The following is a 15,667-nucleotide window of genomic DNA, read 5'->3' as shown; positions in this document are numbered from 1 at the left end:
CAGTTGGGGATGCCGGCGCTGCCGGCCAGGCCGTACTCCGAGGAGGTGTACGCCCGCCTGGCCGACGACGCGAAGGAGCTGATCGGCCGCTATCCGGTGGCCCGGTCCGCGCTGCTTCCGCTGCTGCACCTGGTGCAGGCCGAAGAGGGTTTCGTCAGCCCGACCGGCATCCGGTTCTGCGCCGAGCAGTTGGACCTCACCACCGCCGAGGTCACCGCCGTCGCCACGTTCTACACCATGTACCGACGGCGGCCGGCCGGGAAGTACCACGTCGGCGTCTGCACCAACACGCTGTGCGCGGTGCTCGGCGGCGACCAGATCTTCGAGGAGCTCCAGCAGCACCTCGGGATCAAGAACAACGAGACCACCGGGGACGGCGAGATCTCGATCGAGCACATCGAGTGCAACGCCGCCTGCGACTACGCCCCCGTCGTGATGGTCAACTGGGAGTTCTTCGACGACCAGACCCCGGAGAGCGCACGGCGCTTGGTCGACGACCTGCGGGCCGGCCGGGAGGTCCACCCCACGCGTGGCGCGCGGCTCTGCAGCTTCAAGGAGTCCTCCCGGATCCTGGCCGGGTTCCCGGACGAGCGCCCCGGCGCCGTCGACGAGTCCGGTGCCGGCGGCGCGCCCTCACTGGCCGGCCTCCGGCTGGCCAAGGGCGAGGCGCTGCCCGGTACCGGCGGCACCCGGGTCGTCTCGCCCCGTCACGAAGGGACCGAAGCGTGATGACCTCCGCCGAGCCGGCCGAGAAGCTGCTCACCCCGGTGCTGTCAGCGTCCTGGGACGACAGCCGCCCCTGGACGCTCGCCACCTACCGCCGCCACGCCGGGTACGAGGGCCTGAAGGCCGCCCTCGCGATGCCCCCGGACGACGTGATCGCGCTGGTGAAGGACTCCGGTCTGCGCGGCCGCGGCGGCGCGGGCTTCCCCACCGGCATGAAGTGGCAGTTCATCCCGCAGAACGACGGCAAGCCGCACTACCTGGTGGTCAACGCGGACGAGTCCGAGCCGGGCACCTGCAAGGACATCCCGCTGCTCTTCGCCAACCCGCACGCGCTGATCGAGGGCATGATCATCGCCTCCTACGCGATCCGCTGCGACCACGCGTTCATCTACCTGCGCGGCGAGGTCGTCCCGGTACTGCGCCGTCTGCAGGCCGCGGTGGCCGAGGCCTACCAGGCCGGACTGCTCGGCAAGAACATCCTGGGGTCCGGCACCGATCTCGACATCACCGTGCACGCCGGCGCCGGCGCCTACATCTGCGGCGAGGAGACGGCACTGCTGGACTCGCTGGAGGGGCGCCGGGGCCAGCCCCGGCTGCGTCCGCCGTTCCCGGCGATCGCCGGCCTCTACGCCTGCCCGACGGTGGTCAACAACGTCGAGTCGATCGCCTCGGTGCCGCCGATCCTGGCGCGCGGCAAGGAGTGGTTCAAGGGTCTGGGCACCGAGAAGTCCCCCGGCTTCACGCTCTACTCGCTCTCCGGCCACGTCACCAACCCGGGCCAGTACGAGGCGCCGCTCGGCGTCACGCTGCGCCAGTTGCTGGACATCAGCGGCGGCGTCCGGGCCGGGCACCGGCTCAAGTTCTGGACCCCGGGGGGTTCCTCCACCCCGATGTTCACCGACGAGCACCTCGACGTCCCGCTCGACTACGAGGGTGTCGGCGCGGCCGGTTCGATGCTCGGTACCAAGGCCCTGCAGATCTTCGACGAGACCACCTGCGTGGTCCGGGCCGTCACCCGTTGGACGGAGTTCTACGCCCACGAGTCCTGCGGCAAGTGCACGCCCTGCCGCGAGGGGACGTACTGGCTCGTCCAGCTGCTCAAGCGGGTCGAGGCCGGCGAGGGCGTCGAGGGCGACCTGGAGAAGCTCCTCGACATCGCCGACAACATCAACGGCAAGTCCTTCTGCGCGCTGGGCGACGGTGCGGCCAGTCCGATCGTCTCCTCGCTCCAGCACTTCCGGGCCGAGTACGAGCAGCACCTCACCGAGCGCCGCTGCCCGTTCGACCCGGCCGCCTCCACCGTCTGGGCCGACGGCCCCCGCCCCGGCCACCAGTCCGCCACCGAAAGGGAGGTGCACGCGTGACGATCACAGAACCAGCCACCTCCAAGGCCGCGGTCGACCTGGTCACGCTCACCATCGACGGCATCGAAGTGCAGGTCCCCAAGGGGACGCTGGTGATCCGGGCCGCCGAGCAGATCGGCACCCAGATCCCGCGCTTCTGCGACCACCCGTTGCTCGACCCGGCCGGCGCCTGCCGGCAGTGCATCGTCGAGATCGAGGGGCAGCGCAAGCCGGTCGCCTCCTGCACGATTCCGGTCGCCGAAGGCATGGTGGTCCGGACGCAGGTCAGTTCGCCGGTCGCGGAGAAGGCCCAGCGCGGCGTGATGGAGCTGCTGCTGATCAACCACCCGCTGGACTGCCCGGTCTGCGACAAGGGCGGCGAGTGCCCGCTGCAGAACCAGGCGATGTCCACCGGGGACACCGACTCCCGCTTCGAGGGGATGAAGCGGACCTACGAGAAGCCGGTGCCGATCAGCACCCAGGTGCTGCTGGACCGCGAGCGCTGTGTGCTCTGCGCCCGCTGCACCCGCTTCTCGCAGCAGATCGCCGGAGACCCGTTCATCGACCTGGTCGAGCGCGGCGCGCTCCAGCAGGTCGGCACCGGCCAGGGTGACGACTTCGAGTCGTACTTCTCCGGGAACACCATCCAGATCTGCCCGGTCGGCGCGCTCACCTCGGCGGCTTATCGTTTCCGCTCCCGTCCGTTCGACCTGGTCTCCTCGCCCAGCGTCTGCGAGCACTGCTCCTCCGGCTGCGCGCAGCGCACCGACCACCGGCGCGGCAAGGTGCTGAGGCGCCTCGCGGGCGAGGACCCGGCGGTCAACGAGGAGTGGAACTGCGACAAGGGCCGGTTCGCCTTCCGCTACGCGCAGCAGCGCGACCGGCTGGCGACCCCGCTGGTCCGTGACGCCGAGACGGGCGAACTCGTCGCGGCCTCCTGGCCGGAGGCACTGGCCAGGGCCGCCGAGGGACTGCGCGGAGCCCGTGCCGGGGTGCTCACCGGAGGCCGCGTCACGGTCGAGGACGCCTACGCCTACGCCAAGTTCGCCCGGGTGGTCCTCGGCACCAACGACGTGGACTTCCGGGCCCGTCCCCACAGCGGCGAGGAGGCGGACTTCCTGGCCGCCGCCGTCGCCGGCCGGGGTACCGACCTCGGGGGCGCCGGCGTCGACTACGAGCGGTTGGAGGCCGCCCCGGCCGTGCTGCTCGCGGGCTTCGAGCCCGAGGAGGAGTCGCCGATCGTCTTCCTGCGGCTGCGCAAGGCCACCCGGGCCGCCGGCCTCAAGGTGTTCTCGATCGCCTCCCACAGCTCCCGGGGCCTGGCCAAGCTGCGCGGCGCCCTGCTGCCCGCGGCACCCGGCACCGAGGCGGAGTGGCTCTCCGCCCTCGCCGCCGACGAGCCGCTGAACGACGACGCCGGCCGCGCCGCCGAGCTGCTCCGCACACCCGGGGCCGTCATCCTGGCCGGCGAGCGGCTGGCCGCCGTTCCGGGCGCGCTGACTGCCGCGCTGCGCCTCGCACACGCCACCGGTGCCGGGCTCGCCTGGATCCCGCGCCGGGCCGGTGAACGCGGCGCCGTCGAGGCGGGCGCGCTGCCCGGGCTGCTGCCCGGCGGGCGTCCGGTCACCGCTCCGGCCGCCCGGGCCGAGACCGCGGCCGCCTGGGGAGTGACCGAACTCCCGGCCCGGCTCGGCCGGGACACCGACCAGATCCTCGCGGCCGCCGCCCACGGCGGGCTGGACGCGTTGCTGGTCGGCGGCGTCGACCCGGACGACCTGCCGGATCCGGCGCTGGTCGACGAGGCGCTGGCCGCCGTGCCGTTCATGGTGTCGCTGGAGCTGCGTCCGTCCGCGGTCACCGCGCGCGCCGACGTGGTGCTCCCGGTCGCCGCGGTGGCCGAGAAGGCCGGAACGTTCCTGGACTGGGAGGGCAGGGTGCGGATGTTCGAGGCCGCGCTCAAGCCCGACCAGCAGATGAGCCGGCACCTGTACTCGGATCTCCGGGTGCTGAACATGCTGGCGGACGCGCTGGGCCACCGGCTGGGCCTGCCCGACGTCCGGGCCGCCCGGCTGGAGCTGGACCGGTTCGAGCCGTGGACCGGCGACCACCCCGCCGTTCCCGCCGCCCATCCCGCGGTGCTGCCCCGGCCGGCCACCGGCCAGGCGGTGCTCGCGGGGTGGCGTCAGCTGCTGGACAACGGCTCGCTCCAGCAGGGCGATCCGCACCTGGCCGGCACGCGGCATCCGGCCGTCGCCCGGATCTCACCGGCCACCGCCGAGGAGATCGGGGCCACCTCGGTGCCCGCCGCCGCCTCCACGGGGTCGGTCGCCGAGGCCGTTCGGTCGGCGTTGCGGCTGACCGGTCCGGCCGGATCGCTCACCCTGCCGCTGGAGATCACCAAGGACATCCCGGACCGTACGGTCTGGATCCCGCTCAACTCCACCCCGGGCGGGGCCCACCGCGCGCTGGGTACCACCGTGGGCCACCTGGTCACCATCGCCGCCGACACCATCGCCGCCGACACGGGCACTGTCGACACGGGTACTGCCGACGAGGGCACCGCGGACGCGGTCGCCGGCACCGCTACCGGCAGCGCGGAGCGCGCCGGACAGGCCGCCGCCCCGACCGCCGAGGGGGAGCACCGATGAACCTCGCCGCGTACGAGACCCTGGGCTTCTTCGGCCGCGACCCCTGGTGGCTGGTCCTGCTCAAGGCCGTCTTCTGCTTCGTGTTCCTGGTCGGCACCGTGCTGATCTCGATCGTCTGGGAGCGCAAGGTGGTGGCCTGGATGCAGTTGCGCATCGGCCCCAACCGGAACGGCCCGTGGGGCCTGCTGCAGTCGCTCGCCGACGGCGTGAAGCTGGCGCTCAAGGAAGACCTGGTGGTCAAGGGCGCCGACAAGGCGGTCTACATCCTGGCCCCGATCGTCTGCGCGATCCCCGCCTTCATGGCCTTCGCGGTGATCCCCTTCGGCCCGGCCGGCGACGAGGTGTCGATCTTCGGCACCCGGACCCCGCTGCAGCTGACGGACTTCCCGGTGGCGCTGTTGTACATCCTGGCCACCGCCTCGGTCGGGATCTACGGCATCGTGCTGGCCGGCTGGTCGTCCGGCTCGACCTATCCGCTGCTCGGCGGGCTGCGCTCCTCGGCGCAGATGATCAGCTACGAGATCGCGATGGGCCTGTCCTTCGCGGCGGTGTTCATCTACTCCGGCTCGATGTCCACCTCGGAGATCGTCTCCTCGCAGCAGCCGACCTGGTTCGCGGTGTTGCTACCGGTCTCCTTCATCGTCTACATCATCGCCATGGTCGGCGAGACCAACCGGGCACCGTTCGACCTCCCGGAGGCCGAGGGCGAGCTGGTCGGCGGCTTCAACACCGAGTACTCCTCGCTGAAGTTCGCGATGTTCATGCTGGCCGAGTACGTCAACATGGTCACCGTCTCGGCGGTCGCCTCCACGCTCTTCCTCGGCGGCTGGCGGGCGCCCTGGCCGGTCTCCACCTTCTGGGAGGGGGCCAACCACGGCTGGTGGCCGATGCTCTGGATCACGCTGAAGATCCAGCTGCTGATCTTCTTCTTCATCTGGTTGCGCGGTACCCTGCCCCGGCTGCGCTACGACCAGTTCATGAAGCTCGGCTGGAAGGTCCTGATCCCGGTCTCGCTGGTCTGGCTGGTCATGGTGGCCAGCGTCCGGGCCCTGCGGAACGAGGGCTACGACTTCGGCGAGGTGGTGCTGTACGTCGGAGCGCCGGCCGGCGCGATCCTGCTGCTCGTCCTGTTGCGGGACGCCCTGCGGCGCAAGCCGGAACCGGCCGGACCGGATGCCGAAGGCGCGCCGCCCGGTGGCGAGTTCGACCCGATGGCCGGCGGCTATCCGGTGCCTCCGTTGCCGGGTCAGCAGCTCCCGCCGGTCCCGCGCCGGCCCAGCCGCGCCCCGAAGCAACTCCAGGACGCCCTCAACGGGGCCGACCAATCCGAAGGGAGCTGACCGAGATGTCGTCCGACGAGAACGACAGGACCGACAAGCCATCCGTCCTCGGGCCGGCCGCCGGCTTCGGCGTGACCTTCAAGGCCATGTTCAAGAAGCGGATCACCGAGCAGTACCCGGAGCTGAAGAAGCCCACCGCTCCGCGCTTCCACGGCCGCCACCAGCTGAACCGGCACCCGGACGGCCTGGAGAAGTGCGTCGGTTGCGAGCTCTGCGCCTGGGCCTGCCCGGCCGACGCGATCTACGTGGAAGGGGCCGACAACCGCGAGGAGGAGCGCTACTCGCCGGGCGAGCGCTACGGGGCGGTCTACCAGATCAACTACGCCCGCTGCATCCTCTGCGGTCTCTGCATCGAGGCCTGCCCGACCCGTGCGCTCACCATGACCAACGAGTACGAACTCGCGGACTCCTCGCGCAAGGACCTCATCTTCACCAAGGAGCAACTGCTGGTCGGCCTCTCCGAAGGCATGGTCGACAGCCCGCACTCGATCTTCCCGGGCGCCGACGAGGGCGCCTACTACCGGGGCGAGATCACCGCGGCGGCGCCCGGCACGGTCCAGCAGGAGCGCACCGACCGGGAGAAGGAGGCCCAGCAGTGACCGCCCTGAATCTCGCGGAGCGCGGCGCGGCCCTCGCCGCCACCGGGACGACCTCCACCGGTGAGGCCGTCCAGTTCTGGGTGCTCGCGGTGATCGCCGTCGGCGGAGCGCTCGGCATGCTGGCGATGAAGAAGGCCGTGCACAGCGCGCTCTGCCTGGCCGCCACCATGCTCGCCCTGGCGGTCTGTTACATGGCCCAGGGCGCGGTCTTCCTGGGCGTGGTGCAGATCGTCGTCTACACCGGCGCGATCATGATGCTGTTCCTGTTCGTGGTGATGCTGGTCGGAGTCACCAGCGCGGACTCGCTGAAGGAGCAGCTGAAGGGCCAGCGGTTCGCCGCCGTCCTCTGCGGGATCGGGTTCGGTGTGCTGCTGATCGCCGGCATCGCCAACGCCAAGCTCGACACCTTCACCGGTCTCGCCGAGGCCAACGCCGAGGGCAATGTCCAGGGTCTGGCCCGGCTGATCTTCACCAAGTACGTCTGGGCCTTCGAGGTCACCGGCGCACTGCTGATCACCGCCGCGATCGGCGCCATGGTGCTGACCCACCGGGAGCACGTGACGGCCCCCAAGACGCAGCGCGAGCTCGCCGCCCAGCGGGTCAAGGACAACATCCAGCTGCCGCCGCTGCCCGCGCCCGGCGTCTACGCCCGGCACAACGCGGTCGACATCCCGGCCCTGCTGCCGGACGGCACCGTCGCCGAGGACTCGGTGATGGAGACCCTGCGCGAGCGCGGCCAGATCCGCGACGTCAGCCAGGAGATGCTGCGACGGATGGCCGAGCTGGAGTCGACCACCGCCGACTGGCTGGGCCGTCCGCCCTCCGAGCGCCCGCCGGTCACCGGCCCGCGCAAGGCGCTGGAGCCGGTGCCGAACAACCGGCCGGCGTCGGCCGGCCACGACGAGGAGGGCGCGGAGTGAATCCGGTCAACTACCTCTATCTCTCCGCCCTGTTGTTCACCATCGGCGCCTCCGGCGTGCTGATCCGGAGGAACGCGATCGTGCTGTTCATGTGCGTGGAGCTGATGCTCAACGCCTCGAACCTGGCACTGGTCACCTTCTCCCGACTGCACGGCAACCTGGACGGCCAGATCATCGCGTTCTTCACCATGGTGGTCGCGGCGGCCGAGGTCGTGGTCGGGCTCGCCATCATCGTGTCCATCTTCCGTACCAGGCACTCGGCTTCGGTCGATGACAGCAACCTGATGAAGCTGTAGGCGGAGGGCCTTCGGTGAACTCTCTCATTCCGCTGCTGGTGGCGGCCCCGCTGGCCGGTGCCGCCCTGCTGCTCCTCGGTGGTCGCCGCTTCGACCGGTTCGGCCACTGGCTGGCCACCGGACTGGCCGCGCTCTCGTTCGGCTTCGGGCTCACGCTGTTCTCGGACCTGCTGGGCCGCGAGGCCGAGGACCGCTCGATCACCGAGCACCTGTACAGCTGGATCCCGGTGAACGGGTTCCAGGCCGACATCGCGTTCCAACTCGACCAGCTCTCGATGACGTTCGTCCTGCTGATCACCGGGGTGGGCACGCTGATCCACCTCTACTCGGTGGGCTACATGGCGCACGACGAGCGCCGGCGACGCTTCTTCGCGTACCTGAACCTCTTCCTGGCGGCCATGCTGCTGCTGGTGCTCGCCGACAACTACCTCCTGCTGTACGTCGGCTGGGAGGGTGTCGGCCTCGCCTCGTACCTGCTGATCGGCTTCTGGCAGCACAAGCCGAGCGCCGCGACGGCCGCCAAGAAGGCGTTCATCGTCAACCGCGTCGGCGACATGGGCCTGTCCATCGCGATCATGCTGATGTTCGTGGAGTTCGGCTCCTTCGCCTTCGGCCCGATCCTCGGCTCGGAGGGGACGGTCGGCGCGGCCGGCCAGGCCAGTGAGGGCAAGCTGACCGCCATCGGGCTGATGCTGCTGCTGGCGGCCTGCGGCAAGTCCGCCCAGGTCCCGCTGCAGTCCTGGCTCGGGGACGCCATGGAGGGTCCGACCCCGGTCTCGGCCCTGATCCACGCGGCCACCATGGTGACCGCCGGCGTCTACCTGATCACCCGGTCCGGGGCCGTCTTCAACCTGGCGCCGGACGCCCAGACCGCCGTGGTGGTGGTCGGCGCGGTCACCCTGCTGTTCGGGGCGATCGTCGGTTGCGCCAAGGACGACATCAAGAAGGCGCTGGCCGGCTCGACCATGTCGCAGATCGGCTACATGATCCTGGCGGCGGGCCTCGGCCCGATCGGCTACGCCTTCGCGATCATGCACCTGGTGACCCACGGCTTCTTCAAGGCCGGGCTCTTCCTCGGCGCCGGGTCGGTCATGCACGGCATGAACGACGAGGTGAACATGCGTCACTACGGCGGACTGCGCAAGTACATGCCGATCACCTTCGTCACCTTCGGCCTCGGCTACCTGGCCATCATCGGGTTCCCCGGCCTGTCGGGCTTCTTCTCCAAGGACAAGATCATCGAAGCGGCGTTCGCCAAGGGCGGCACGGAGGGCTGGATCCTCGGCCTCTGCACCCTGGTCGGCGCCGCGATCACCGCGTTCTACATGACCCGCGTGATGATCCTGACCTTCTTCGGCGAGAAGCGCTGGCAGCCGGACGCGGACGGCAACGACCCGCACCCGCACGAGTCGCCGAGCACCATGACCATCCCGATGATCGTGCTCGCCTTCGGCTCGGTCTTCGCCGGTGGGCTCTTCGTCCTGAACGACTCCTTCGTCACCTGGCTGGAGCCGGTCACCGGACACTCCGAGGGCAACTCGCCGCTCAGCCCGCTGGTGGTCACCCTGCTCACCACGGTCTGCATGCTGGTCGGTGTCGCGATCTCCTACCTGATGTACGGCCGCTCCACCGTCCCCGTGGTGCCACCGGTCGGCTCCCCGCTCACCCGGGCGGCCCGCCGCGACCTCCTCCAGGACGACTTCAACCACGCCGTCCTGGTCCGCCCCGGCTCGGCGCTCACCGCGGCGCTGGTCTACTTCGACAGCCGCGGCCTGGACGGCTTCGTCAACGGTCTGGCCGCCACCATCGGCGGGATCTCCAGCCGGTTGCGGCGGATCCAGAACGGCTACGTCCGCACGTACGCGCTCTCCATGTTCGGCGGCACGCTGGTGCTGGTCGCCACGACTCTCCTGATGAGGTCCGTCTGATGGATTGGGATAACACAGACCGTCGGGGAGGCGCGGCATGAGTGCCCTGCTGACCGCCACCTGCGCCGTCCCGGCGGCCGGCGCGGTGCTCACCGCCGCGCTGCCCGCCGGGACGACCGGGCCCCGGCGGCGGACCACCAAACTCGTCGCCCTGGGCATCTCGGCCGTGACGCTGGCCCTGGCGGCCACCGCGGTCGCCCGCTTCGATCCCGACGGGGCCCGCTACCAGCTGACCGAGTCCTACAGCTGGATCCGCTCCTTCGGCATCACCTTCTCGCTCGGCGTGGACGGCATCGGTGCCGTGCTGGCCCTGCTCACGGCCGTCCTCGTGCCGGTCGTGATGCTGGCCTCCTGGCACGATGCCGATCCCCCCTCCCCGCCCGCCACCGGGCCGGAGGGGCCCGGCTCCCCGCCCGCCACCGGGAAGGAGAGGTCCGCCGGCGCGCCGGACGGGACGTTCGAGAACAGGCGTCGTACCCAGGGCTTCTTCGCCCTGATCCTGGCGGTGGAGGCGATGGTGATCGTCTCCTTCTACGCCACCGACGTCTTCCTCTTCTACGTGTTCTTCGAAGCCATGCTGATCCCGATGTACTTCCTGATCGGCGGCTTCGGCGACAGGGCGGGCGGCCCGGAGTCGGCCCGTCAGCGGTCCTACGCGGCGGTGAAGTTCCTGCTGTACAACCTGCTCGGCGGGCTGGTCATGCTGGCCGCCGTGATCGGGTTGTACGTCATCGCGCAGGACCAGGGGTTCGGCACCTTCGACCTCCGGACGCTGACCACCGCGATCGCCGACGGCCAACTGGTCCTCAGCGGTACCGCCGAGAAGGCGCTGTTCCTCGGTTTCTTCTTCGCCTTCGCGGTGAAGGCACCGCTCTGGCCGCTGCACACCTGGCTGCCCAACGCGATGGGCGAGTCCACCGCCGGAACGGCCGTGCTGATCACCGCGGTGGTCGACAAGGTCGGCACCTTCGCGATGCTCCGGTTCTGCCTCGGGCTCTTCCCGGACGCCTCGAAGACCTTCGCCCCGGCGATCCTCGTCCTCTCGGTGATCGGGATCATCTACGGCGCGCTGCTGGCCATCGGCCAGAAGGACATCAAGCGGCTGGTCGCGTACGCCTCCATCTCGCACTTCGGTTTCATCATCATGGGCATCTTCGCGCTGACCAGCCAGGGCCAGAGCGGAGCCACCCTCTACATGGTCAACCACGGCATCTCCACCGCGGCGTGGATGCTGGTGGCGGGCTTCCTGATCTCCCGCCGCGGCTCGCGCCTGATCGCCGACTACGGCGGTGTGCAGAAGGTCGCCCCGGTGCTCGCCGGAACGTTCCTGATCGGCGGCCTGGCCACGCTGTCACTGCCGGGGCTGGCACCCTTCGTCAGCGAGTTCCTGGTGCTGGTCGGCACGTTCGCCCGGTACCCGGCGATCGGCATCGTCGCCACCTTCGGCATCGTGCTCGCCGCGCTCTACGCCCTGCTGCTCTACCAGCGCACCATGACCGGCCCGGTCAAGGCCGAGGTGCGCGGCATGCCCGACCTCAAGGCGCGCGAGCTCGCGGTCGTCGCCCCGCTGGTGGCCCTGACCATCCTGCTCGGCGTCTACCCGAAGCCGCTCACCGACATCGTCAACCCGTCGGTGGACGCGACCCTCTCACAGGTCCACGAGACCGACCCGGCACCGGTCCACCCGGTCGCCGCCACCTCAGGAGGTGAGCACAAGTGAGCACCACCGGTTGGCTCGCCGCCGCCGGCGGCAACACGTCGAGCATTCCGGCGCCGCACGTCGAGTACGGTCAGCTCTCCCCGATGCTGGTGGTGTTCGGCGCCGCCGTGACCGGCATTCTGCTGGAGGCCTTCCTGCCCCGCCGCCACCGGCACTGGGCTCAGGTCTCGGTGGCCCTGCTCGGCCTGGCCGGTGCCTTCACCGCCGTGGTGGTGCTCGCCGCCCAGGGGTACGGGTCCACCAAGGTCGACCTGCTCGCCATGGGCTCGGTCGCGCTCGACGGGCCCGCACTGTTCCTGCAGGGCGTCATCCTGCTGGCCTCGGTGGTCGCGGTGCTCACCTACGCCGAGCGGAAGTTGGAGCCGAAGGCCGGGGGTGAGCCGGCCGACGCGTTCGCCGCGCAGGCCGCCGCCACGCCCGGCGGCGAGCAGGAGCGCGCCGCGATCCGCTCCGGGTTCGCCACCAGCGAGGTCTTCCCGCTCACGATGTTCGCGGTCGGCGGCATGCTGCTGTTCCCCGCCGCCAACGACCTGCTGACCATGTTCGTGGCGCTGGAGGTCTTCTCCCTCCCGCTCTACCTGCTCTGCGCGCTGGCCCGCCGCCGTCGGCTGCTCTCCCAGGAGGCGGCGGTCAAGTACTTCCTGCTCGGCGCCTTCGCCTCGGCCTTCTTCCTGTTCGGCACCGCCCTGCTGTACGGGTACGCGGGCAGTGTCCGGCTCGGCGAGATCTCCGACGTCATCTCCGGCAAGGCCCTGGCCACCCCGGCGCTGCTGTCCACCACGCAGAACGACGCCCTGCTCCTGGTGGGTCTGGCGATGCTCGCGGTCGGCCTGCTCTTCAAGGTCGGCGCGGTGCCGTTCCACTCCTGGACCCCGGACGTCTACCAGGGCGCCCCGACCCCCGTGACCGGGTTCATGGCCGCGGCGACCAAGGTGGCCGCGTTCGGCGCCATGCTGCGGCTGTTCTACGTGGCCTTCCCCGGTCTGCGGTTGGACTGGCGGCCGGTGATGTGGGGCGTCGCCATCCTGACCATGGTGGTCGGCGCGGTCCTGGCCGTCACCCAGCAGGACGTGAAGCGGCTCCTCGCCTACTCCTCCGTCGCCCACGCCGGGTTCATCCTCACCGGCGTGATCGCCACCAACAAGCAGGGCCTCAGCTCGGTGCTGTTCTACCTGCTGGCGTACTCCTTCGTGACGCTCGGCGCGTTCGCCGTGGTCACGCTGGTGCGCGACTCCAAGGGCGAGGCCACCCACCTGTCCAGCTGGGCGGGGCTGGGCAGGAGGTCGCCGCTGGTGGCGGCGGTCTTCGCGCTCTTCCTGCTGGCCTTCGCCGGGATCCCGCTGACCTCCGGTTTCACCGGGAAGTTCGCGGTGTTCCAGGCCGCGGCGGCCGGCGGCGCGACCCCGTTGGTGATCGTGGGTGTGCTCAGCTCGGCGGTGGCGGCGTTCTTCTACATCAGGGTCATCGTCCTGATGTTCTTCTCCGACCCGCAGCCCGGCGGCCCGACCGTGGCCATCCCGAGCGCCTTCACGGCCACCGCGATCGGCATCGGCGTCGTGGTCACCGTCGGCCTCGGGGTGCTGCCGCAGTACTTCCTGGACCTGGCGTCGAAGGCCTCGCTCTTCGTCCGCTGAGTGCCGGTGTCCGGACGGTGCCGCACCGTCCGGGCGCCCGGCCGGTCCTCCGAGCCCGCGGCCCGTCTTCGGACACCGGGCCGGTCCTCCGGGCCCGGCCCGGCGGCTGCGCCGGCGAGGAACCGCGGCGCGTTCCCGGCGCCGCTCCACCGCCCGAAGTCCGGGCCGCGTGCTCGTCCGCGCGGCCCGGACGTGTCGTCCCCGGACCGGCTCCCACCAGCGGGTCCGGCCCGATCATGACAGGATCCGCACGCCCGTGCAGTGATCCACTCGCGACCGGATACCCTGCCTGTATGGCCAGCGGCGGCACTCAGGGACCAGGCCGCTAGATCGACCAGGGACAGAGGAGTGGTCTTCGTGACCGTCGTGGGACCCTTTGGGCTCAGCGTGCAGGACCGCGATCTGACCCGCGATGTCCAGTCCGGGATGGACGCGGTCGAGATCGCGCTCACCGAGGCCGTGAAGAGTGACGTCCCGTTCATCACCGTCACCGCCAGCCACCTGATCGAGGCCGGCGGCAAGCGCTTCCGGCCGCTGCTGGTGATGCTGGCCGCCCAGTTCGGCGACACCAACGCCCCGGGTGTGGTCCCGGCGGCCGTGGTGGTCGAGCTGACCCACCTCGCGACGCTCTACCACGACGACGTCATGGACGAGGCCCTGGTGCGCCGGGGCGCCCCGAGCGCCAACTCGCGCTGGGACAACTCGGTCGCCATCCTCACCGGCGACTTCCTCTTCTCCCGCGCCTCCCAGGTGCTCGCGGACCTCGGCCCGGAGGCCGTCCGGCTGCAGGCCGACGCGTTCGAGCGGCTGGTCACCGGCCAGATCCTGGAGACCGCCGGCCCCGGCCCGGAGGACGACCCGCTCCACCACTACCTCGATGTGCTGGCCGGCAAGACCGGCTCCCTGATCGCCGTCTCCTGCCGGCTCGGCGCCCTCATGGCCGGCGCCGAGCCGTGGGTGACCGACATCCTCAGCGCGTACGGCGAGCGGATCGGCATCGCCTTCCAGCTGGCCGACGACGTGCTCGACATCGCCAGCGACGGCCACGAGTCCGGCAAGACCCCCGGCACCGACCTGCGCGAGGGCGTGCAGACGCTGCCCACCCTGCTGCTCCAGCAGATGCCGGCGGACGAGTCCGACCCGGCGGACCTGCGACTGCGCGAGCTGCTCGGCACCGACCTCAGCGACGACGAGCCGCATGGCGAGGCGCTGCGCCTGCTGCGTCGCCACCCGGCACTGGAGCACGCTCGCCGGGAGACCCTGCGGCATGCGGAGGAGGCCCGCGCGCTGCTCGACCCGCTGCCCGACGGTGCGGCGAAGGCGGCTCTCCAGGGCCTGTGCGACGCGGTGGCCATCCGCACCATGTGACCGGCCCGCCGGGTACACCCGCCCGGCGGTGCTCCGAGGCCCGGCGAGCCGGCCGCCCCGCGGGCCGACGGGTCGAGCGGCGGCCGTACGGCGGCTGGAGCCGGCCGGGCGAAGGCGTGGTGACAGCCGTTCGGTGCCTTCCGCGGGCCCAGGCGGCGGCAGCCGGTGCGATGGACGGCCCGGCGGCCCGGGGCGTCCGCCGGATAGGGAAGACTGGCAGCGTCAGCACCGCCCGCAGCGCCGCCAACCCGGAAGGCCACCATGCTTCGCGTCGTCATCGCCGAAGACTCCGTCCTGCTTCGGGAGGGCCTGACCAGGCTGCTGACCGACCGCGGTCTGGAGGTCGTGGCGGGTGTCGGCGACGGCGAGTCCCTCCTGAAGGCCGTCCACGAGCTGGCCGCCGCCGACGCCCTGCCCGACGTGGTGGTGGCCGATGTCCGGATGCCGCCGACCCACACCGACGAGGGTGTGCGGGCCTGCGTCACGCTGCGCGGCCTCTACCCCGAAGTCGGGGTCCTGGTGCTGTCGCAGTACGTGGAGGAGCGCTACGCCTCCGAACTGTTGGCCGGTTCCACCCGAGGCGTGGGGTACCTGCTCAAGGACCGGGTCGCCGAAGTCCGCGAGTTCGTCGACGCCGTGGTCCGGGTCGCCGGGGGCGGTACCGCGCTGGACCCCGAGGTCGTCCAGCAGCTGCTCAGCCGCAGTCGCAAGGGCGACGTGCTGGCCGGGCTGACGCCGCGTGAGCGCGAGGTGCTCGGGCTGATGGCGGAGGGCCGGACCAACGCGGCGGTGGCCAAGCAGCTGGTGGTCTCGGACGGCGCGGTGGAGAAGCACGTCAGCAACATCTTCCTCAAGCTGGGCCTGGCCCAGAGCTCCGAGGACCACCGCCGGGTGCTCGCGGTGCTCACCTACCTGAACTCCTAGCCGGCCCGCCGGTCGCCGGTCCACCGCTGAGCGATGACGGGCTCGCGGTCGACGTGGAACCGGCGCGCGCACCCTGATGTGCGCCTGAACTGGTCCGTACACGCTCGGTGTGAGTTCGGTCGCGCACCGTGTTGCCGTGACATCCGATGGTGATTTCCCGCCGCATTGGGTAGTTCCGTCCCAGGCAACCCTTACCCGCATAGGATGCGAGAGGTGCACCA

Annotated in this window: 12 protein-coding genes; all 12 read left to right on the top strand. The window is 70.9% G+C overall.

Going from position 1 to position 15,667, the window contains the following annotated elements; all coding sequences use genetic code 11:
* The first annotated feature begins 9 nt into the window (after positions 1 to 9).
* The 12 genes from nuoE (at position 10) to ACFXHB_RS12425 (ending at position 15,446) form a co-directional block, all read left to right on the top strand.
* Positions 10 to 729, top strand: coding sequence for an NADH-quinone oxidoreductase subunit NuoE (gene nuoE / locus ACFXHB_RS12480; protein ID WP_380574002.1), 720 nt, complete (start codon positions 10 to 12; stop codon positions 727 to 729).
* Positions 729 to 2,090 carry an NADH-quinone oxidoreductase subunit NuoF gene (nuoF, locus tag ACFXHB_RS12475; protein WP_380573970.1) on the top strand — a complete coding sequence of 454 codons (1,362 nt, stop codon included), beginning with the start codon at positions 729 to 731 and terminating at the stop codon, positions 2,088 to 2,090. Before nuoE ends, nuoF begins: the two co-directional genes overlap by 1 nt.
* Positions 2,087 to 4,717, top strand: coding sequence for an NADH-quinone oxidoreductase subunit G (locus tag ACFXHB_RS12470; RefSeq protein ID WP_380573968.1), 2,631 nt, complete (start codon positions 2,087 to 2,089; stop codon positions 4,715 to 4,717). Before nuoF ends, ACFXHB_RS12470 begins: the two co-directional genes overlap by 4 nt.
* Positions 4,714 to 6,057: an NADH-quinone oxidoreductase subunit NuoH gene (gene nuoH, locus ACFXHB_RS12465; protein WP_380573967.1), complete on the top strand. Its 1,344-nt coding sequence runs from the start codon at positions 4,714 to 4,716 to the stop codon at positions 6,055 to 6,057. Before ACFXHB_RS12470 ends, nuoH begins: the two co-directional genes overlap by 4 nt.
* A 5-nt stretch (positions 6,058 to 6,062) precedes the next feature.
* A complete protein-coding gene (gene nuoI / locus ACFXHB_RS12460) occupies positions 6,063 to 6,656 on the top strand; it encodes an NADH-quinone oxidoreductase subunit NuoI (RefSeq protein ID WP_380573966.1) in 594 nt (197 codons plus the stop codon).
* Positions 6,653 to 7,576, top strand: a complete 924-nt coding sequence (locus tag ACFXHB_RS12455; protein WP_380573964.1) for an NADH-quinone oxidoreductase subunit J — start codon at positions 6,653 to 6,655, stop codon at positions 7,574 to 7,576. The genes nuoI and ACFXHB_RS12455 overlap by 4 nt, the downstream gene beginning before the upstream one ends.
* Positions 7,573 to 7,872 carry an NADH-quinone oxidoreductase subunit NuoK gene (gene nuoK, locus ACFXHB_RS12450; RefSeq protein WP_209412994.1) on the top strand — a complete coding sequence of 100 codons (300 nt, stop codon included), beginning with the start codon at positions 7,573 to 7,575 and terminating at the stop codon, positions 7,870 to 7,872. The genes ACFXHB_RS12455 and nuoK overlap by 4 nt, the downstream gene beginning before the upstream one ends.
* A gap of 14 nt (positions 7,873 to 7,886) precedes the next feature.
* Positions 7,887 to 9,800, top strand: a complete 1,914-nt coding sequence (nuoL, locus tag ACFXHB_RS12445) for an NADH-quinone oxidoreductase subunit L (RefSeq protein WP_380573962.1) — start codon at positions 7,887 to 7,889, stop codon at positions 9,798 to 9,800.
* Between the two features lie 37 nt (positions 9,801 to 9,837).
* The gene (locus ACFXHB_RS12440; protein WP_380573961.1) at positions 9,838 to 11,520 is read left to right on the top strand and encodes an NADH-quinone oxidoreductase subunit M; all 1,683 of its coding nucleotides are present in this window, start codon (positions 9,838 to 9,840) and stop codon (positions 11,518 to 11,520) included.
* The gene (gene nuoN / locus ACFXHB_RS12435; protein WP_380573960.1) at positions 11,517 to 13,154 is read left to right on the top strand and encodes an NADH-quinone oxidoreductase subunit NuoN; all 1,638 of its coding nucleotides are present in this window, start codon (positions 11,517 to 11,519) and stop codon (positions 13,152 to 13,154) included. The genes ACFXHB_RS12440 and nuoN overlap by 4 nt, the downstream gene beginning before the upstream one ends.
* Before the next feature lie 357 nt (positions 13,155 to 13,511).
* On the top strand, positions 13,512 to 14,522 hold the full coding sequence (locus tag ACFXHB_RS12430) for a polyprenyl synthetase family protein (protein WP_380573959.1): 1,011 nt from the start codon (positions 13,512 to 13,514) through the stop codon (positions 14,520 to 14,522).
* A gap of 261 nt (positions 14,523 to 14,783) precedes the next feature.
* Positions 14,784 to 15,446, top strand: coding sequence for a LuxR C-terminal-related transcriptional regulator (locus tag ACFXHB_RS12425; protein ID WP_380573958.1), 663 nt, complete (start codon positions 14,784 to 14,786; stop codon positions 15,444 to 15,446).
* Positions 15,447 to 15,667: the final 221 nt, after the last annotated feature.

The organism is Kitasatospora sp. NPDC059327, from assembly GCF_042752535.1.
In the GTDB taxonomy this organism is placed as follows: domain Bacteria; phylum Actinomycetota; class Actinomycetes; order Streptomycetales; family Streptomycetaceae; genus Kitasatospora.
The sequence above is the reverse complement of the archived record's forward strand: the minus strand, read 5'-3'. Positions and strand labels throughout refer to the sequence as shown.